This is a genomic window from Microcoleus sp. A2-C3, from assembly GCF_036706065.1.
Classification (GTDB): domain Bacteria; phylum Cyanobacteriota; class Cyanobacteriia; order Cyanobacteriales; family Microcoleaceae; genus Microcoleus.
The window spans coordinates 15,726-36,409 of record NZ_JAUBVX010000022.1; the positions used below are offsets into that span (position 1 = coordinate 15,726).

Consider the following 20,684-nt stretch of genomic DNA (forward strand, 5'->3'; position numbering starts at 1 on the left):
ACCTGGAAAGATTTAACAGATTCTGTTAACTCAATGGCCGGGAATTTAACAGCCCAAGTCCGCAACATTGCCGAAGTGACAACCGCTGTAGCCAATGGCGATTTATCCAAGAAAATTACCGTAGATGTTAAAGGGGAAATTCTCGAACTGAAAAACACGATTAACGTCATGGTGGATCAGTTGAGTTCCTTCTCATCAGAAGTAACCAGAGTTGCTAGAGAAGTAGGAACCGAAGGGAAATTAGGCGTACAAGCAGAAGTCAGAGGAGTTGCAGGAACCTGGAAAGATTTAACAGATTCTGTTAACTCAATGGCCGGGAATTTAACAGCCCAAGTCCGCAACATTGCCGAAGTAACAACCGCTGTAGCCAATGGCGATTTATCCAAGAAAATTACCGTAGATGTTAAAGGGGAAATTCTCGAACTGAAAAACACGATTAACATCATGGTGGATCAGTTGAATTCCTTCGCCTCAGAAGTAACCAGAGTTGCGAGAGAAGTTGGTTCCGAAGGCAAACTAGGCGGTCAAGCAGAAGTTAAAGGAGTTGCGGGAACTTGGAAAGATTTAACTGATAGCGTTAACTTCATGGCCGGCAGTTTGACATCACAAGTCCGCAACATTGCTGATGTGACAACCGCTGTGGCCAAGGGCGATTTATCTAAGAAAATTACCGTAGATGTTAAAGGGGAAATTCTGGAGTTAAAAAATACCGTCAACACGATGGTTGACCAGTTAAATTCCTTCGTATCAGAAGTAACTAGGGTGGCGCGGGAAGTAGGAACCGAAGGGAAATTAGGCGTACAAGCAGAAGTGCAGGGAGTAGCAGGAACCTGGAAAGATTTAACGGATTCAGTTAACTCGATGGCGAACAATTTAACAGCACAAGTCCGCAACATTGCTGATGTGACGACTGCTGTTGCTAACGGTGACTTGTCTAAGAAAATTACGGTACAGGTTAAAGGCGAAATTTTAGAACTGAAAAACACCATTAACGTGATGGTGGATCAACTTAATTCCTTCGCCTCAGAAGTAACACGGGTGGCGAGGGAAGTGGGTTCGGAAGGTAAACTCGGCGGTCAAGCTGATGTCAGAGGCGTAGCAGGAACCTGGAAGGATTTAACTGATAGTGTTAACTTTATGGCCGGCAGTTTGACGGCGCAAGTGCGGAATATTGCGGCGGTGACTACTGCTGTAGCAAATGGCGATTTATCTAAGAAAATTACTGTTGATGTTAAAGGTGAAATCCTAGAGTTAAAAAACACTGTCAACACGATGGTTGACCAGTTGAATTCCTTCGCCTCAGAAGTAACTAGGGTTGCGAGGGAAGTAGGAACCGAAGGCAAATTAGGCGTGCAAGCTGAGGTGAAAGGAGTTGCAGGAACCTGGAAAGATTTAACAGATTCAGTTAACTCGATGGCCGGGAATTTAACAGCACAAGTCCGCAATATTGCTGAAGTGACAACTGCTGTAGCAAATGGCGATTTATCTAAGAAAATTACTGTAGATGTTAAAGGCGAAATTCTTGAACTGAAAAACACGATTAACATCATGGTTGATCAGTTGAGTTCCTTCTCATCAGAAGTAACCAGAGTTGCTAGGGAAGTAGGAACGGAAGGCAAATTAGGGGTGCAAGCTTACGTGCGCGGGGTAGGAGGAACTTGGAAAGATTTAACTGATTCAGTTAACTTGATGGCGGGGAATTTGACGGCGCAGGTGCGGAATATTGCGGAAGTGACGAAGGCGGTAGCAAATGGAGATTTGTCTAAGAAAATTACCGTTGATGTTAAAGGCGAAATTCTGGAGTTGAAAGATACTATTAATGTGATGGTTGATCAGCTTAATTCCTTCGCTTCTGAGGTGACGCGGGTGGCGCGGGAGGTGGGAACTGAGGGTAAATTGGGCGGTCAAGCTGAGGTGAAAGGAGTTGCGGGGACTTGGAAAGATTTAACCGACAATGTAAACTCGATGGCGGAGAATTTGACGGCGCAAGTGCGGGGTATTGCTAAAGTTGTGACGGCGGTGGCGAATGGCGATTTGAAGCGTAAATTAATTCTGGAAGCTAAGGGAGAAATTGCGACTCTGGCTGATACGATTAACGAGATGATCGATACGCTGGCGACGTTTTCCGATCAAGTTACTACGGTGGCGCGGGAAGTTGGAATTGAAGGGAAATTGGGTGGTCAGGCGAAGGTTCCGGGGGCGGCGGGGACGTGGCGAGATTTGACGGACAATGTGAATGAATTGGCGGCGAATTTGACTACTCAGTTGCGGGCGATCGCCGAAGTGGCAATTGCTGTTACTAGAGGCGATTTAACGAGGTCAATTTCCGTCGCTACTGAAGGAGAAGTTGCCATTGTCAAAGATAATCTCAACCAGATGATTGTCAATCTCCGGGAGACAACGCATAAAAATACTGAGCAAGATTGGCTTAAAACAAACCTGGCTAAGTTCACTCGAATGCTACAAGGTCAGCGGGATTTAGAAACTGTTTCTAAACTGATTCTTTCTGAATTGACTCCGCTGGTTTCGGCTCAGCACGGTGTCTTTTTTATGATGGAATCTATAGATCACGATCCGTTTCTCAAACTGTTAAGTACCTACGCCTACCGGGAACGCAAGCATCTAGGAAATAGATTCAGTTTAGGTGAAGGTTTGGTCGGACAGTGCGCCCTGGAAAAAGAACGAATCCTGTTGACGGAAGTACCGGACAATTACGTTAAAATTAGTTCGGGGCTGGGAGAATCTGCGCCGCTGAATGTCGTGGTTTTACCCGTACTGTTTGAGGGACAAGTGACGGCAGTAATTGAGTTAGCTTCGTTCCGCCGCTTCAGCGAAATACATTTGACATTTCTCGACCAACTTACAGAAAGTATCGCGATTGTTCTAAATACAATTGGGGCGAGTATGCGGACGGAAGACTTATTAAAACAGTCGCAGTCTTTGACAGAAGAGTTGCAAAATCAGCAAAGGGAACTAACGCAAACTAACAAGCGTCTCGAAGAACAGGCGCAGTCGCTCCGCGCATCTGAGGAATTGTTGAAAAATCAGCAGGATGAGTTGCAACAAACGAATGAAGAATTAGAAGAACAAGCTGAATTGTTGGCGCTGCAAAATAAGGAAGTTGAGCGGAAAAATCGAGATATCGAACAGGCGAGGGCGTTGCTGGAAGAAAGAGCCGAACAGTTGGCTCTAACTTCTAAGTATAAGTCGGAGTTTCTGGCAAATATGTCTCACGAGTTGCGAACTCCGCTGAATTCGCTGTTGATTTTGGCTCGATTGCTTTCAGATAATCCTGACGGCAATTTGAGTTCTAAGCAAGTTGAATACACGCGCACTATTTATTCGGCGGGAACTGATTTGTTAGAACTGATTAATGACATTTTGGATCTTGCTAAAATTGAATCGGGCACGATGTCGGTGGATATTGAGCAAGTTTTGTTTGGGGATTTGCGAGAGCATTTGGATCGAACTTTCCGCCAAATGGCTCTGGATAAGAAGTTGAGTTTTAAAATAGAGCTTGAGGCTGGGTTGCCAAAAGGTATCTATACTGATGCTAAACGGCTGCAACAAGTTTTGAAGAATCTTCTCTCTAATGCTTTTAAGTTTACTGAGCGGGGTGAGGTGAAGTTGGGTGTCGAAGTAGTGCGGGAAGGGTGGAGTTTAGAGATTGAAGCTTTAACGAGTTCTGCTACTGTTTTGGCTTTCTCGGTTAGCGATACGGGGATTGGGATTTCTGATGACAAACACAGGGTTATTTTTGAGGCTTTCCAACAAGCTGATGGTAGCACTAGCCGGAAATACGGGGGCACTGGTTTGGGTTTGTCTATTAGTAGAGAAATTGCTAATCTGTTAGGGGGAGAAATTAAGTTGACGAGTCGCGCTGGTGAGGGTAGTAAATTTACGCTTTATCTGCCGCAAACTTACCAAGAATCGGAAATAATAATGAACGATCGCGATTCGGGAACCGACAACCCAACGGCGCAGTTGTCCCCTGGTGTTTCTGGGACAGTTCCTTCGCCGAATTTCCATTTGCCGGTCGCGCCTTATCCGTCGGTAACAATATCTGATGACCGAGAAAATATTGAGAGTGGCGATCGCATCCTTTTGATTATCGAGGATGATGTCAATTTTGCTCGGATTCTGGTGGATATGGCGCAGGAACAGGGTTTTAAAGCTTTGGTTGCGTTGCGGAGTGATATCGGTTTGGCGATGGCGCGAGAGTTCAAGCCAACGGCGATTATGCTGGATCTGAATTTGCCTGTGATGGATGGCTGGACTGTACTCGATCGCCTGAAGCACGACGCGACTACGCGCCACATTCCGGTTCACATTGTATCAGTTGAAGAAGGGCGGCAGCGCAGTTTGCAGTTAGGGGCGATCGCGTATTTACAAAAGCCTGTCAGTCATGAGGCTTTGAGCAAAGCTTTGACTGATATTAAGGGTTTTGTGGAGCGCCCCGTGAAGAATTTGCTAGTTGTGGAAGACAACGAAACGCAACGTCTTAGCATTGTGGATTTAATCGGCAATCACGATGTTTCAACGACGGCTGTGGGTAGCGGTGCAGAGGCGCTAGAAACTTTGAAGGCTGGGCAGTTTGACTGCATTGTGCTAGATTTGGGACTGCCAGATATGACTGGTTTTGAACTGATCGAGCAGATTAAGCAAGAGCCGAGTTTGAAAAGTTTGCCGATTATTATTTATACGGGCAAAGAGTTGACGAGAACTGAAGAAACTCAACTTAAGCGCATGGCGGAAACAATAATTATTAAAGATGTGCGATCGCCAGAGCGCCTGTTGGATGAAACTGCTTTGTTCTTGCACCGAGTTCAAGCAAATTTGCCGGAACCTAAGCGCCAAATGCTAGAACAGTTATATCAAACAGATTCGACACTCGCGGGCAAAAAAGTCTTGATTGTTGACGACGACGTGCGGAATATCTTCGCCCTCACGAGTATGCTGGAGCGCCATTTAATGCAAATTGTGTTTGCTGAAAACGGCCGAGAAGGTATTGCTCAGTTACAAAATACGCCTGACATAAATATTGTGTTGATGGACGTGATGATGCCGGAGATGGACGGTTACGAGACAATGGAAGCAATTCGCAAGATGCCTCAATTCGGTTCGCTGCCAATGATTGCTCTTACTGCGAAAGCTATGAAGGGCGATCGGGAAAAATGTATCGAAGCTGGGGCGTCTGACTACATCACGAAGCCTGTTGATACGGAACAATTGCTCTCGCTGCTGCGCGTTTGGCTTTATCGGTAATGGAACAGTTGACAGTTGACAGTTGACAGTTGACAGTTGGCAGTTGGCAGTTGGCAGTTGGCCGTAGTCAGTAGTCAGTAGTCAGTAGTCAGTAGTCAGTAGTTATTTGTTAGGTGCTACCAATGCCCAATGCCCAATGCCCAATGCCCAATTCACAATTCACAATTCCCAATGCCCAATGCCCAATGCCCAATGCCCAATGCCCAATTCCCAATTACTAATTACTAATGCCCGAAACTCATGAACTGGAAACAATCGAAATTCAACTCCTACTAGAGGGAATATTTCGCTATTACGGATTTGATTTTCGTAATTATGCTCTTGCCTCTATCAAGCGCCGCATTTGGAACACTATTCGAGCGGAACGGCTCACCACGGTCTCTGGACTTCAGGACAAAATACTCCACAATCCTGCCTGTTTAGAGCGTTTTTTGGTGGATGTTTCTGTGAATGTAACTACAATGTTTCGCGATCCAGGATTTTACATTAGTTTCCGAAAAAAAGTGGTGCCGATGCTGCGTACTTATCCTTTTATTCGGATTTGGCACGCTGGATGTTCAACGGGAGAAGAAGTCTATTCTATGGCAATTTTGCTGCAAGAAGAAGGACTGTATAACCGCTGTCGGATTTACGCTACTGACATGAACGAATTAGTGTTAAAAACAGCCAAAGCTGGTATATTTCCTTTGAAACAAATGCAAGAATATACGCATCTCTACCATCAAGCAGGGGGCAAAAAAGCGTTTTCCGAGTATTATACTGCTGCCTATGAAAATGCTATTTTTGGGTCTTCACTTAAAGATAACATGGTCTTTGCTCACCACAACTTAGCAACAGATACTTCTTTTAATGAATTTAATGTAATTCTGTGCCGTAATGTGATGATTTATTTCAATTCACAACTCCAAGAACGGGTACATAAACTTTTTTATGAGAGCTTGGGAATGTTTGGAATTTTAGGATTAGGACATCAGGAGTCTCTAACTTTTACACCTTATGAAAAAAACTATGAAGCAGTTGAACGAAGTGACAAACTCTACCGCAAAATTAAATAAAAATATTTTTGAGATAGTGGTTGTTGGCACGTCTTTGGGAGGGCTAGATGCTCTGACTGTCCTGCTGGCAGATTTGCCACAAAGTTTTCCTTTGCCTGTGGTTATTGTCCAACACCGCCATAAGACTTCTCCTAACAGCCTTACGGATTTTTTACAACAGCAAAGCTCTCTCCAAATCACGGAGGCTCAAGACAAAGAGCCGATCGCCCCTGGCCGGATTTACTTGGCTCCCGCTGACTATCACTTGCTCGTAGAATTGCCCTGGATGGAGAAATTTAGCATTGATGAAAACGACGGTACAGCATGGGAGAGCGCGGCGGCGGAGCCAATCGACAATTCAAAATCCCCAATCCTCAGTCGCGTTTCTCCTACATTTGCACTATCAACTGATGCTCCTGTCTGCCACGCGCGGCCCTCTATCGACGTGCTGTTTGAGTCTGCTGCTGATGCCTTTGGGGAGAAAGTTATCGGCATAATTTTAACGGGAGCTAGTTCTGATGGGAGTGAAGGGCTGGCAAAAATTAAAGCTGAGGGAGGATTGACATTTGTGGAGGAACCTGCTTCGGCTCTATGCCGGACAATGCCGGCGTCCGCGATCGCAAATGTTGAAGTAGACTGGATTTTACCCCTCTCTAAAATCGCTCCGTGTTTAGTCAACTTGCTAACAATTAAAAATTAAAAAATTTATGGATGTGGAACGCGAAAATCAAGTAAATGTCCTTCTAGTTGACGATCGGCCAGAAAATTTGGTGGCTCTAGAAGCTATCCTCAACAGCCATTCTTATAATCTAGTACAAGCTAATTCGGGCGCGGAGGCTCTGAGATGTCTGCTGAATGACGATTTTGCGGTGATTTTGCTTGATGTGCAGATGCCGGGAATGGATGGATTTGAGACGGCAACATTGATTCGCTCCAGAGATCGATCGCGATCGACTCCGATTATTTTTGTCACAGCATTCAGCAGTAATGACACCCACGTGTTTAAAGGTTATTCTCTGGGTGCGGTGGATTACCTCTTCAAACCTTTGGAACCGGAAATATTGACATCGAAGGTGCAGGTATTTGTGGAATTGTTCCAAAAAACAGCCGAGGTGAAGCGACAAGCAACACAGTTAGCTACTGTTAATAATGAACTCAGTAAAAGTGAAGAGCGATTTCGTACTTTGTGTGCTTGTTCGCCCCTGGGAATTTACTTAGCTGACGTTGAAGGTCGCTGTACTTACATGAATCCCCGCTGTCAAGAGATTTCCGGGTTAATTTTGGATGAAAATTTGGTGTCAGTTTGGCAGCGGTCGGTTCATCCTGAAAACCGCGATCGCGTAGTAGCAGATTGGTTAGGTTGGATTAAAGAAGGTCACGAATATTCGAGTGAGTTTCGATTAGTTGATAACGAAGATGTGCGTTGGATTCATGTGCAGTCGTCGCCAATGTTTTCGGATTTGGGAAAACTGATCGGTCACGTTGGTACGGTTAGAGATATCACAGACCGCAAGCAAGCAGAGGAAGAACGCGGCAGACTGATCCGCGAACAAGTGGCGCGGCAAGAAGCTGAGAGAGCTAACCAGATGAAGGATGAATTTCTGGCTATTCTATCCCACGAACTCCGTACTCCTTTAAATGCCATTCTCGGCTGGTCAAGGCTGCTGCGGGCCAAAAAGTTTGACCAAGAAACTATTGATAAAGCCCTAGAAACAATTGAGCGAAATGCTAAATCTCAAGCGCAACTCGTTGAAGATATTTTAGATGTTTCGCGAATTCTGCGCGGAAAATTAAATTTCAATTTGTATCCGATTCAGTTGAAAAATGTGATTGAAATGGCAATTGATTCTCTGAAACCGCTGGCAGAGACAAAATCAATTGTGATAGAATTTCAATCTGACTCAAATGTTGGTAAAGTTATAGGCGATAGCGATCGCTTGCAGCAAGTAATCTGGAATTTGCTTTCAAATGCGATTAAGTTTACTCCTGAAGAGGGTAAAATAGAGGTGCGGTTGAAGTTAGTTGGCGACGAGGCCCAAATTCAGATAATTGATAGCGGAATTGGTATTGCTCCTGATTTTCTGCCTTATGTTTTCGATCGCTTCCGCCAAGCTGATAGCAGCACAACTAGGTCTTACGGGGGTTTGGGGCTGGGATTGGCGATCGTCCGTCACTTGGTGGAACAGCACGGTGGTAAGGTTGGCGCACAGAATAATACGGGCGAGGGTGCGAAATTTACGGTTTCTCTGCCAGTTGCTGAGGACAACGGGCAAGGTGATCTTGATGATTGCTCTGAACTCAATGACGCGACAGAGGCTCTCCCAACTCTTGCTAATTTGCAATTGCTGGTGGTGGATGATGACGATGACACGCGGGAGTTTTTGATTGCTGTACTCGAAGACGAAGGAGCTGTGGTGCGATCGGCAGCATCGGTGGCCGGGGCTCTAGCTGCACTGGAGAGTTCTTGGCCAGATGTGCTGCTGAGCGACATTGGAATGCCGGGAGCAGACGGCTATGAGTTGATCGCGCGGGTGAGAGAAATGGAAGTGCTGCGGGATCGAAAGATGCCTGCGATCGCCCTGACAGCTTACGTGAGAGAGTCCGATCGCCGACAAGCGCTGGAAGCTGGTTTCCAGATGCACTTATCTAAACCTGTTGAGGTAACTAAATTAATTGCAGGAATTGCCAACGTCGCAGGAATCCTCAGCAATCCGGTGGGCCTCAAAGCTGTTGAATCATTCAACTTAAAAGGCCAGAGATCGGAGGCTCAAAGGGACTCGGCGGTTGAAACCGCCTGAGAGTAAAACTATCGTCTGCGGAGACAGACGATCGACAGCGACGGGGTATCTAAGCCGGATTTGGTAAGTTGTACTGCATTTAAATTGTATTGAGCGATCGCGCGGCACATCAAAAATCCTCTCCCCCTCTCCCCCTCTCCCCCTCTCCCTCTCCCCCTCTCCCCCTTTCTCCCGATCCCTCTCCGCATATCCGCCTTTCCCGTGCCGATTATCAAGAAAAATATTAAACTAGCTGAAAGGACGAGCGATCGACAGTTCGGAACAAGACACCGGTGTTTCCCCAAAAAACCGGACATTTGCCGTTTTTTGCTTTAACCTGCCTTCAAACTACAAAATTACCTGACATTCAATGAATATTTTTAGCAGTCTGCTTTCCGCACCAACTAAACAACCCCAAGTCACAAAACAGCGTCGAGGCATTGAAATTAAGTCGGAACGCGAAATCGAAATAATGCGGCAGGCGGCGAAAATTGTCGCAACCGTACTGAAAGAAATTTCGCAACTTGTAAAACCGGGAATGACTACTGCTGATTTGGATATTTATGCCGAAAAACGCATCCGAGAAATGGGTGCAACTCCTAGTTTTAAAGGCTATCACGGTTTCACTGGATCGATTTGCTCTAGCATTAATAACGAAGTTGTTCACGGCATCCCCAGCCGCAAAAAAGTAATTCGTGCCGGAGATGTTCTCAAAGTAGATACGGGAGCATATTACCAAGGTTTTCATGGCGATTCTTGCATCACGATCGCAGTTGTTGAGGTGACACCGGAATCTGCAAAATTAATTAGAGTTGCCGAAGAAGCTCTTTATAAAGGTATTGAACAAGTGAAGGCGGGAGCGTATTTGCTGGATCTGGCTGGTGCGATCGAGGATCATGTCAAAAGCAACGGTTTTAGCATCGTTGAAGAGTTTACAGGCCACGGTGTCGGGCGCAATTTGCACGAGGAACCGTCGGTTTTTAATTTCCGTACTCGCGAAATGCCGAATGTGAAATTGCGATCGGGTATGACATTGGCGATCGAGCCGATTCTGAATGCGGGTTCTAAGTTCACTCGGACGCTTGCTGACAAGTGGACTGCTGTAACGGTTGATAATGCTATGTCTGCTCAGTTTGAGCATACTGTGTTGGTGACGGACACCGGTTATGAAATTTTGACCGATCGTTCAAAAGTTTAAGTCGCAATGGTTCAAGAATAATTGTGCGATTGCCGCGCTCGCGCGAACAACGCTGCGCGGTTTTGATTTTTGAATTAATCAGTTTTTAATCATTGGATCAAAACAAAACTTAAACCTCTTGAGTTTAACCACAATACGGTTTAGTTAATGATGTTTATTCCCCGGAGATGCCCCTAAATCCCCCTTAAAAAGGGGGACTTTGAGAAATTTCTTGTCCCACCCTTTTTAAGGGGGGCTAGGGGGGATCAGGTTTAACTGAACCGTATAGGAGTTTAACTACAATTTTTTAAGTTGATTCTATAGATGGAGGAAAAAAATAATTGAATTAGGCTAAATTCAAAGATAATATTGATAAAACGTAAGGGTAACGGATATGTTAGCACGATTATTATTGGTAGATGATGAACCGGGCTTGCGGGAAGCGGTACAAGCTTATTTGGAAGATAGCGATTTTTCGGTTGAGGTTGCCAGTAATGCTCGGGATGGCTGGGAACTATTGCAGCAGATCAATCCTGATTTGGTGATTTCAGACATTATGATGCCGCAGGTGGACGGCTATCAGTTTCTGAAGCAAGTGCGGGAAGATCCTCGCTATAAGTCTTTGCCGGTGGTGTTTTTGACGGCTAAGGGGATGACGGGCGATCGCATTCAAGGCTATCAAGCAGGCTGCGATGCTTATCTTTCTAAGCCCTTCGATCCCGACGAGTTGGTAGCAATTGTCACGAATTTGCTGGCCCGTCGCGCGGCGGCTAAGGAGACGAGTGGCAATGGTGAAAGTCCTGATATTGCTGCTTTGGCTAGCCAAATGGCGAGAATTGAGTCTTTGCTGAGTGGCCGGAGTTCGATCGTCCAAAGTGCTTCGTCGATTAAAATTGATTTGACTCCGCGAGAGCAAAGTGTTTTGGATTTGGTTGCTCAAGGTTTGATGAATAAGGAAATTGCCCGCCGCTTGGAAACTAGCGTGCGTAATGTGGAAAAGTATGTCAGCCGTTTGTTTAGCAAGACTGGTACTAACAGCCGTACTGAGTTGGTGCGCTACGCTCTAGAACACGGTTTGACTAAGTAGGAACCGATACTTTTTTGCTGGTGGCTATGTCTCGCCGCTCTGCGTTACCAGGCTCTTCCTGGTAACGAGAATTGTAGCAGTTGATAGTTAGCAGTTGACAGTTGACAGTTGACAGTTGACAGTTGATAGTTGACAGTTTCAAAGTACGGAAATCAAACCATTTATGCTCAACAGGTATCGGCTCTATTCATGAGGTTATTTATGTCCCTGCCCGATGTGGCGCTTGCTATATGCAAAAAATGATAACTATCAAGTTATAAGTATTGACAAAAATTCGGTGGATGTGTTAACAGGAAATCAGTTTGCTGGTAACAGGGGGTGCGATCGCACTTTTCGCCGTTTTCAGCCTGAAATAGATACTCGCTCTCATTTCCGAAATTACTTAAAAGAAAACCTGATTGTTTAAGAGTTTTCACGTAATCAATAGAAACGGAAAGAGTTAGCCGGATACCCTCCGTCAGGCAAACTTGCCCTAAAGTGTCACAGATAGGGGTATATTTTGTCGAAAAATAAGCGACTATTAATTAATAGCAGCGCAGCAAAGTAGCGGCGGATGTTTGAATTTATAGCAGCACCAAAATTTAGTTGATACTAGGAGGAGATTATGGGGAAAATCACGGCGCGACAAACGATAAGTGCAATGGTAGCATTGCCGATCGTACTAATGACCAATACCACTCAAGCTGTAGCTACTGATACCAGTCAGAAAATAGAACCAAATAAGCAAGTTTCTAATTTTGGTGATGAGCTTGATTTAGAGATGGTGGCACCAACCACAACAATCCTCATTGAAGAAAGCGAAGATTGGGATCTACCTGATTTTTCAGCTACTAATTTAGATATGGAGATTGATAAAATTCTGATCGAAAATGTGCAAGTTGTCATTGAGGAGCCACCGCCCGTAGTTTATCTCAGTGCGGCGAGGGGCCAGCAAAGCAGGGAATGCAAGATTTCCGCCGTCTGCGAATAACTGCATCGGATTTGTGGGATTTTTGGCGATTCCCTACGGGATAGCTAAGCTTCACGACTTTTTTGCTCGGTACAATGTGAGCCACCGAGGGTAAAAAAAATTAGTAAAATCCGGTGGATTTTCCTGAGATTATGATAATAACAGAGTATGTATTTTTTCGGGTATGCTTTAAGGGCGATCGGTTCAAATAATCGGACAGTTTCAGAGCTGAGGTACGGGCAGCTAGAAACCGGGTTTCTACGAGTTTTGGGTATAGTAACGAGAAATAGCCTTTCTCAAAAAGATGAGGTACTATCAGGCATAGGGCATAGGGCATAGGGGATATGGCATGAGGCTCTCCTCACTTTTTTGAGAACCGCTATATAGGAAGAAACCGGGTTTCTCAGGTCGCTAAATTTAGGGTGCGCTTCGGAAGAAAATGATTGAGTGTGCGATCGTACATTCACCCCAAATCGCATCCTAAAATAATTATCTATTACATCGGTTTCTTGCATCCGTTTCCGAACTTTTTTTGATAGCATCTATTCCATCAGGATTTTAAAATATTATGACTAATTCGCACTGCCACCAAGACACCGCAGCAGAGCAAAATAAAAGTTCGCTGCAAACTCTCTCCCGGACTCTCTCCATGTCTCAGGGGCAATTTTCGCTGATTTTGGTCAGGTGCAATTACAGTGCGATGCGAGAGGAAACTGTACGGCAATTGCGGCAGCAGTCTGGTGTCGAGATTCGAGAACTTGTCCTCCCGACATCTGTTAAAACTCTGTACACGACGATAGAAACCGAACTTGACGGTAGCCACCCCCAAGCTTTAATGGTGTTTGGATTGGAGTCCGTAAGTGCGATCGATCGCGTGCTGACATCTACCAACTACGTCAGGGAAGAATTTCGCAATAATTTTCCCTTCCCGGTGGTGCTGTGGGTGACAGACAAAATCTTAAAAAAACTGATTCGGTTAGTCACGGATATCGAGACTTGGACGACAAGCGTGGAATTTGTACTCGGCCCCGACGAGTTGGTAAATTTCTTGGGCAAAAGTTGCGATCGCATTTTTGGCAAGATTTTAGAAAGCGGCAATTGGCGTTTAAGCAACTCTACCATTCTCGGAGCCAATTCTTTAACTGAATTAGAGTCGGCTAGGCAAGACTTGCAAACTTGCAACATCAGGCTAGAACCAGCTATTGAAGCCTGTTTGCAATTTATTCGCGGTCGAGACGAATATGCTAGCCACCGCATCCAGGCGGCCCTTGAATTGTATCAAAAAAGTCTCAATTTTTGGAAGTATCAAGTAGCATTTATCGGATCAAAAACAGAATTTAGCGATTTGTTATTTACTGTTCACCCTGCACCAGTATTAGAGGGAATTCTACTCTTTCACATCGGTCTTTGCTACCGTTTTCAAGCAGAAAAGCACCGCAGTGGCAACCGTCCTTACTGGACGGAAGCTAAAAATTATTTTCAGCAATGTATTGATGTTCTCGAACGCGCCGGACAGCCAGATCTCGTCGGTATATTCATCAATCAACTCGGCGAAGTATTGCAGCATTTAGAAGATTGGGATGCACTCTGGAATTTAGCTATCAAAGCTCGGAGGTTACATGAAAATATGGAAAACTCAACAGTTAATTTGGCTCAAGATTACGGCTTTTTGGCTAGAGTAGCCTTAGAGCAAAAGAATTGGCAAGGGGCGAAAGAATGGGCTTTAGTCGCCCTACACTCTCTCAACTCAAAATTTGAAGCGACGGGACACGGAACGGCTCTAAAATCGCAGCATCAAGGCTTGTATTTGTTAATTTTAGCAGAGGCACAGAGCGAGTTGGGCGAGGTTGAGGAGGCGATCGCACATTTAGAGCTAGCTCGCTCAGAAACCGAACCTTGCTACAACCCACAACTGTATTTGCGCGTTTTAGAAATGCTGCGAGGATTCTATTTTCAGCGGGGAGAATATCTCAAAGCATTTCAGCTTAAGCAAGATTATCGAGCGGTAGAACATACGTATCGCTTCCGAGCTTTTATTGGAGCCGGAAAATTACAGCCGCACAGAGAAGCGATTAATCCCGCCGCCGAAACAGTTGCCGCTGCTGCTACTATTGCTGACGAAATTACAGCTTCCGGTAGAGAAGCAGACCTCAACCGCTTGATATATAGGATGAACAATACCCCAGACAAACTGACAGTAATTTACGGTCAGTCTGGAGTTGGTAAAAGTTCAATTGTCACCGGGGGATTAGTGCCGGCACTCAAGCAAAAAAAGATCGAAATGCGGACTGTTTTGCCTGTAGTGCTGCAAGTTTACAACAACTGGCCGCGGGAATTGACCAGACAGTTATCTGCGGGGAAAGCTGAAATATTCGATCGCGAAAATTTCGATGTAGTACCGGGAGCAGCTTCGGGAGATTTGACCGTAGCAGGCGCAGTCAACGGCAATCTGCGGCAGGAATTTAACGGCGATTCGGCCTTAATCAATCAGGATCGGATTGAGCAGTCACAGCCTGTAGAATTAATTGTCGAAAAACAGGCGATCGAATATGAGAAAATCATCAAAGAGCTGCAAACAAATTCAGAACATCTAGTGACTGTTCTGATATTTGACCAATTTGAAGAATTCTTTTTCGTGTGGAAAGAGCCAGCAGAAAGAAAGATATTTTTTGAGTTTTTGCGGGAATGCTTGAAAATCAAGTATTTAAAAGTTATCCTGTCTTTACGGGAAGATTACCTGCACTATTTGCTGGAATTTTCCCGACCAAAAAAACCAACACAAGCCATCAAAAATGATATTTTGGCGGACATTCTCAGCAAAGATATTCTGTTTTATTTGGGTAATTTTTCCCAGGGCGATGCGCGAGCGGTAATTCGCACTTTAACTGAACGATCGCAGTTTTACTTAGAACCGGAGCTGATCGAAGAATTAGTCAAAGATTTAGCTGGAGAATTGGGAGAAGTACGCCCGATCGAACTGCAACTTGTGGGCGCTCAACTCCAACAAGAGGACATTAGAACTTTAACTCAATATCAGGATCTGGGAAACAATCCGCAACAAAAATTAGTCGAAAGATTTCTCGAAGAAGTCATCAAAGATTGCGGACCAGAAAATGAAGGGGCTGCACGTCGAATTTTGTATTTTCTCACAGATGAAGATGAGATTCGACCCCTGAAAACCCGCGCCGAATTAGCCTCTGATTTGGCTATATTTGCAGCTACTGACAAATTAGATTTAGTCTTAGAACTGTTAGTCAAATCCGGTTTAGTTTTTCGGTGGACAGAACTACCGGCAGAGCTTTATCAGCTCGTTCACGACTATCTAGTTAGCTTCATCCGCCAGCAACAAGAATTAGATAAAAAGGCAGAATTCGAGGAACTCCGCAAGCAAAACCAAATTAACCGAGATGAAATTGAACAAATTCGTAAAGATAGAGAGCGAGATGCTTTGCTGTCGGAAGCTAGAGACAACCAGCGCTTAGCTAGAGACAAACAACACCAAGCGGAAGCTCAACTTTATCAAAGTCGGAGATGGCAATTGCGGGCGGCGATTCTAGGATTGCTGGTACTCGGAGGTGTTTCGTGGATGGGATTCGAGCAAGCAAAATTAGCAGAAAGCGCGCGCCAAGAAGCAGAAACAAGTAGGACTGATGCCCTAAATTCGGCGTCGGAAGCTTTGCTGCTTTCTAATGAAAAAAATCAATTAGGAGTGTTGGAAAATAGTATCAAAATCGGCCGCGATTCTCTGAAAAGTACCGCGCTACCTATGGATACTAAAAATACAATTGCTGAGAGGCTCAGACAAGCTATTTCTGGAGTGCAAGAAAGCAACCGTTTCCAGCAACACAGCAAGTTTGTTTTGGATGTGAGTGTGAGTCCAGATGGTAATTCAGTTGCTTCAGCAAGTGCTGATAAAACTGTTAAATTGGTGAGCAAATCAGGTAAGTTATTAAAGACTTTCAAGCATGATGATATCGTGACGAGTGTTAGTTTTAGCCCGGATGGGAAAACGATCGCAACTGGTGGCGCCGATCGCAAAATTAAAATTTGGCAAGTGGATAACGACAAAAGTGCGATCGCCACTTTATCGGGCCACCGCGATATCGTCACCAGCGTCAGCTTCAGCCCCGACGGCAAAACCCTAGCCTCCGGGAGTCACGACAACACCATCAAAATATGGAACCTGGAAACAAAAACATTGGTGCAAACCTTAACCGGACACAAAGACTGGGTGCTCGGTGTCAGTTTCAGCCCCGACGGCAAAACAATTGCTTCAGCAAGTGTTGACAAAACTATCAAACTTTGGAATCGCAAAGGTAAAACCCAAAAATTTCAAATTAATCCCAAAACATTAACCAAACATTCTGACATTGTTTACAGCGTTAAGTTCAGTCCCGACAGCCAACAACTCGTCTCAGCCAGTGGCGACACCACAGCCAAAATTTGGAACCGAAAGGGTGAGGAAATCAAAACTCTCAAAGGACACAACGATGCAGTTGTTAGCGCGAGTTTCAGTCGCGACGGCGAAAAAATTGTCACCGGCAGCGCCGACGATACGGTGAAAGTTTGGAGTCGCAGCGGCACTTTGCTCAACACTTTTCGAGGACATCAAGACGACGTGAGGGCCGTAAGTTTCAGCAAAGACGGCACGATTGCTTCCGCAAGTAAGGACAAAATGGTAAAAATTTGGCAACCAAACAGCACTCCGTTGAATAAGATTTTATCTGGACACGGAGACTGGGTTTATAAAGTAAGTTTTAGTGGGGACGGCAAAACAATTGCTTCGGCTAGCGGCGACAAGACGGTGAAACTTTGGCGCCCTGATGGCAGTTTAATTAAAACCTTAACAGGTCACAAGGATTCTGTTACCTGGACGAGCTTTTCGCCGGACAATAAAACTGTTGCTTCTGCCAGCGATGACAAAACGGTGAAAGTCTGGAGTTTAAATGGGAAACTGTTAGATACTCTGCGTCATAGTGGCATTGTGAGAAGCGTGAGTTTTAGTCCAGATGGCAAGATAATTGCCGCCGCCAGTGCCGATCGCAAATTGTACCTCTGGCGCTGGAACGGTGCTAAAGCAACTTTGTTGGCAAAACTCGATCACAGCAATCCAGTAATTAGCGTTAGTTTCAGCCCCGACGGCAAAACTATTGCTACTGCTACTGCTACTGACGACAAGGCAAGCGACAAGAAAAATGCTTTTGAAATTGCCGGAGAAAATAGAGTTTACCTCTGGCAATTTAACGGTACGTCGGCGAAGATTCTGACAACTCTCGATCACGCGGATAGTGTCAGAAATGTTAGTTTCAGTCCAGATGGCAAGACTGTTGCTGCTGCTTGCGCTGACAAAAAAGTTTACTTGTGGGGGTTTGATGGCAAGACCGCAAATTTAACTGAAAAACTCGACCACAGCGATACTGTGGAAAGCGTGAGCTTCAGTCCTGACGGCAAGTTGATTGCGGCGGCGAGTGCGGGAAATACGGTTAAGCTGTGGAATTTTGACGGCAAGAAGGCGCTGCTATCGAAGACTTTGGAATCGAGCGATCGGGTGTTGAGCGTTACTTTTAGTTCTGACAGCAAAACTCTCGGTTTTGCTAGCAGGGATCGGACTGTAATTCTGTTGCCTGTGGAGAATTTGGAGCTGAATAATATTATTGCTCGGAGTTGCGAGTGGTTGGGGGATTATTTGCAGAATGACCCAAATGTCACTGAGGGCGATCGAATGCTTTGTCTTGGGTTTGGGAAGCAGGCGTTAAATAAGAGGAAGTAAACCTTCATTCAGTTGACAGTTGACAGTTGATAGTTGATAGTTGATAGTTGACAGCTTACCCGCTCGCAAGGGAGAAGAGTTGACAGCACTTGACAAAAGAAGGAAGAGGATTGGAGTAATGAATAGTCTGATTTTAATTTCTCCCTACAAGGGAGAGGCTTTAAACCAATTCTTTCTGGTAAAATAAGATGGCGGTTGGAACCGCCGGGTCTTCTTAAAACATCTATCTATTGACTCATTTTTTGTGCTGTAAATTTGCGGTAAATTAGACTAATAAACTTAATTGCACATCAACTCCCAATTCAAATAAAAGGTAAACCGCATGGAAATCAACTCCCAAAATATCCAACCCGTTCCGCCCTTCAGCGAGAAAAATGAGGAAACACCAGACATCGGTGGCGGTTTACCCGTAATTCAGTTTTGGGCAGAGCATACTTTGTCCCCGGAAGGGCCGAAACTTTGGAAAACTTTGCTACACAATAGTGCTTGTTTGTCCTGTTCTTGGGGCACTGGCGGGCAGAAAGGAGGCTTTACGAATGAAGAGGGCGAAAAACTTCAGCGCTGCATGAAAAGCGTTGAAGCAATCTCGGCTGAAATTAAACCTGCTGTCAAGACTCACTATTTTGAACAGCACAGAATTGAAGAACTCCAGCAATTAACTTCAATGGAAGCAGATAGGCTAGGAAGGCTGAGTTTTCCGATGATTTTGCGGGCTGGTTCGTCTCATTACGATCGCATTTCTTGGCAAGAAGTCTATGAAATTGCCGAGGCTGGATTTCGCAAAAGCCCGGAACGAGTGGCATCTTACAGTTCCGGCCGCTCTTCCAACGAGGCGGCTTTTCTGCTGCAATTAATGATGCGCGCGATGGGTTCCAATAACTTAGCAGATTGTTCGGATTTGTGCCACGCTCCCTCGACAACCGGGTTAAGCGAAATGTTTGCTACCCGCACCTCGGTAGTGAGTCTAGAAAACTTGAAGCAAGCAGATTGCGTCGTGCTCGCGGGCGCGAATTCTGCCTACAATCATCCCCGCTTCATGAACGAGTTGATTAAAATTCGCGACAAAGGCGGTAAAGTAATTGTCATCAATCCAGTGATGGAAATCGGGTTAGTCAAGTTTGGTTCTCCAGCATTTCCCGTCAAATCTCTCGTCCCCGGTTCCGATATTTCCTCGCTCTACTTGCAACCAATTCCCGGCAGCGACACAGCCCTATTTGTGGGAATTCAAAAATCGGTAATCGAACAAGGATTGTTAGACGAAAAATACTTGCAAGCCCACACAGAAGGCTGGGAAGCGGTAGTGCAGCACGCCCGCGAAACCGACTGGGAAACTATTACTAAAACTTGCGGGGTTTCTCAAGCGGAAATTGAGGCAGCAGCTAAAATCATCGGCAATTCTAAGCGGGTTGTATTCGGTTGGGCGATGGGAATTACTCAACAACAAAACGGCGTAGATAATGTTTTCAGCCTGGCCAACACTGCTTTGATGACGGGAAATGTCGGCAAAACAGGGGCGGGATTAATGCCGGTGAGAGGACACTCAAACGTCCAAGGATTCGGCTCTATGGGCGTGACTGTGGAGCTGAAAAAAGAAATCCAACATACTCTCGAACAGTTGTTGGGGCGTCCCCTGAGCGCTGTTAAGGGTTACAATACTCGATCGCTCATTGAAGCAGCAGATGAAGGCAAAGTCGATACGCTGATCTGTTTGGGTGGCAACTTGTACGGGGCAAATCCAGATTCAACTGAGGCAAAACGTGCTTTAGGCAAGATTGAAACCATTATTTACCTCGCAACTAAACCAAACTTAGGACATTTTAGCGGATTGGCAAAGTACAATACAATTGTGCTGCCGGTGCTGAATCGCTTTGAAAATCCCCACAAAACAACGGTAGAATCTGGTAATAATTTTGTACGTTTCAATGATGAAGGAGAAACTCATCTCAAAGATGCTGATTTAATTCCAGAAGTGCATTTTTTGACAGAATTGGCGAGCCGAATTCATGGCACTTATCCGGTAGATTGGCGACAACTTCAAGATACTAAATATGTTCGACAATTGATTGCTAAAACGATTCCTGGCTATGAAAAAATGGCAACAATTGATGAAACCAAAGAGGAGTTTACTATCAGCGGGCGGATTTTTACGGAACCTAAATTCCCGACTGATTCCGGCAAAGCCAAGATGTTTGTAACGCCTTTGCCCTTGCTGAAACTACCGGAAATTAAAGAGTTTGGAGTATCGGAATCGGTGCGGGGTTTAGTGGTGGCATTGATGACGGGGCGCAGTTATTCTCAGCACAATACTGTGGTTTATAAAATTGATGACAAGTACCGGGGAATGCCACACCGCAACTGCATTCTGATGAATCGCGCGGATGCAGAAAGCACTGGTATGCAAGAACATCAGCGGGTTACGGTACAGGGAAATGTGGGGAAAATGGAAAATGTGGAAGTGATTTATGGGGCGGTTCGTGAGGGTGCTGCTTTGATGTTTTATCCTGAAGTTAATGTAATTTTTCACCCGGAGATTGAAAAGCGATCGGGCACGCCTGCTTACAAGCGAGTACCTGCTTTGGTATACGCAGAAGCTTAATCAGTTTTGGGCGCACTCTGACTAAAGAA

At 45.2% G+C, this 20,684-nt stretch carries 9 protein-coding genes; all 9 read left to right on the top strand.

Annotated features, from left to right (window positions below; all coding sequences use genetic code 11):
* On the top strand, nucleotides 1–5,265 hold a 5,265-nt coding region (locus QUB66_RS14020; protein WP_332971244.1), incomplete at its 5' end, for a HAMP domain-containing protein.
* Between the two features lie 227 nt (nucleotides 5,266–5,492).
* Complete coding sequence (locus QUB66_RS14025) at nucleotides 5,493–6,320, top strand: CheR family methyltransferase (protein ID WP_332969075.1); 828 nt, start codon at nucleotides 5,493–5,495, stop codon at nucleotides 6,318–6,320.
* Nucleotides 6,292–6,999: a chemotaxis protein CheB gene (locus tag QUB66_RS14030; RefSeq protein WP_332969076.1), complete on the top strand. Its 708-nt coding sequence runs from the start codon at nucleotides 6,292–6,294 to the stop codon at nucleotides 6,997–6,999. The genes QUB66_RS14025 and QUB66_RS14030 overlap by 29 nt, the downstream gene beginning before the upstream one ends.
* A gap of 7 nt (nucleotides 7,000–7,006) precedes the next feature.
* Complete coding sequence (locus QUB66_RS14035) at nucleotides 7,007–9,097, top strand: hybrid sensor histidine kinase/response regulator (RefSeq protein ID WP_332969077.1); 2,091 nt, start codon at nucleotides 7,007–7,009, stop codon at nucleotides 9,095–9,097.
* A gap of 349 nt (nucleotides 9,098–9,446) precedes the next feature.
* A complete protein-coding gene (map, locus tag QUB66_RS14040; protein ID WP_265236731.1) occupies nucleotides 9,447–10,274 on the top strand; it encodes a type I methionyl aminopeptidase in 828 nt (275 codons plus the stop codon).
* A 373-nt stretch (nucleotides 10,275–10,647) separates the two neighbouring features.
* A complete protein-coding gene (locus QUB66_RS14045; RefSeq protein ID WP_265236729.1) occupies nucleotides 10,648–11,340 on the top strand; it encodes a response regulator transcription factor in 693 nt (230 codons plus the stop codon).
* Between the two features lie 604 nt (nucleotides 11,341–11,944).
* On the top strand, nucleotides 11,945–12,310 hold the full coding sequence (locus QUB66_RS14050) for a hypothetical protein (protein ID WP_265236727.1): 366 nt from the start codon (nucleotides 11,945–11,947) through the stop codon (nucleotides 12,308–12,310).
* A gap of 547 nt (nucleotides 12,311–12,857) precedes the next feature.
* On the top strand, nucleotides 12,858–18,059 hold the full coding sequence (locus QUB66_RS14055) for an nSTAND1 domain-containing NTPase (RefSeq protein WP_332969078.1): 5,202 nt from the start codon (nucleotides 12,858–12,860) through the stop codon (nucleotides 18,057–18,059).
* Between the two features lie 322 nt (nucleotides 18,060–18,381).
* The gene (locus QUB66_RS14060; protein ID WP_265236721.1) at nucleotides 18,382–20,655 is read left to right on the top strand and encodes an FdhF/YdeP family oxidoreductase; all 2,274 of its coding nucleotides are present in this window, start codon (nucleotides 18,382–18,384) and stop codon (nucleotides 20,653–20,655) included.
* Nucleotides 20,656–20,684: the final 29 nt, after the last annotated feature.

Bases quoted from the DNA above. Each gene is read 5' to 3' on its own strand.
- QUB66_RS14025 (WP_332969075.1), top strand. From the start codon at position 5,493: ATGCCCGAAACTCATGAACTGGAAACAATCGAAATTCAACTCCTACTA.
- QUB66_RS14035 (WP_332969077.1), top strand. From the start codon at position 7,007: ATGGATGTGGAACGCGAAAATCAAGTAAATGTCCTTCTAGTTGACGAT.
- map (WP_265236731.1), top strand. From the start codon at position 9,447: ATGAATATTTTTAGCAGTCTGCTTTCCGCACCAACTAAACAACCCCAA.
- QUB66_RS14045 (WP_265236729.1), top strand. From the start codon at position 10,648: ATGTTAGCACGATTATTATTGGTAGATGATGAACCGGGCTTGCGGGAA.
- QUB66_RS14050 (WP_265236727.1), top strand. From the start codon at position 11,945: ATGGGGAAAATCACGGCGCGACAAACGATAAGTGCAATGGTAGCATTG.
- QUB66_RS14055 (WP_332969078.1), top strand. From the start codon at position 12,858: ATGACTAATTCGCACTGCCACCAAGACACCGCAGCAGAGCAAAATAAA.
- QUB66_RS14060 (WP_265236721.1), top strand. From the start codon at position 18,382: ATGGAAATCAACTCCCAAAATATCCAACCCGTTCCGCCCTTCAGCGAG.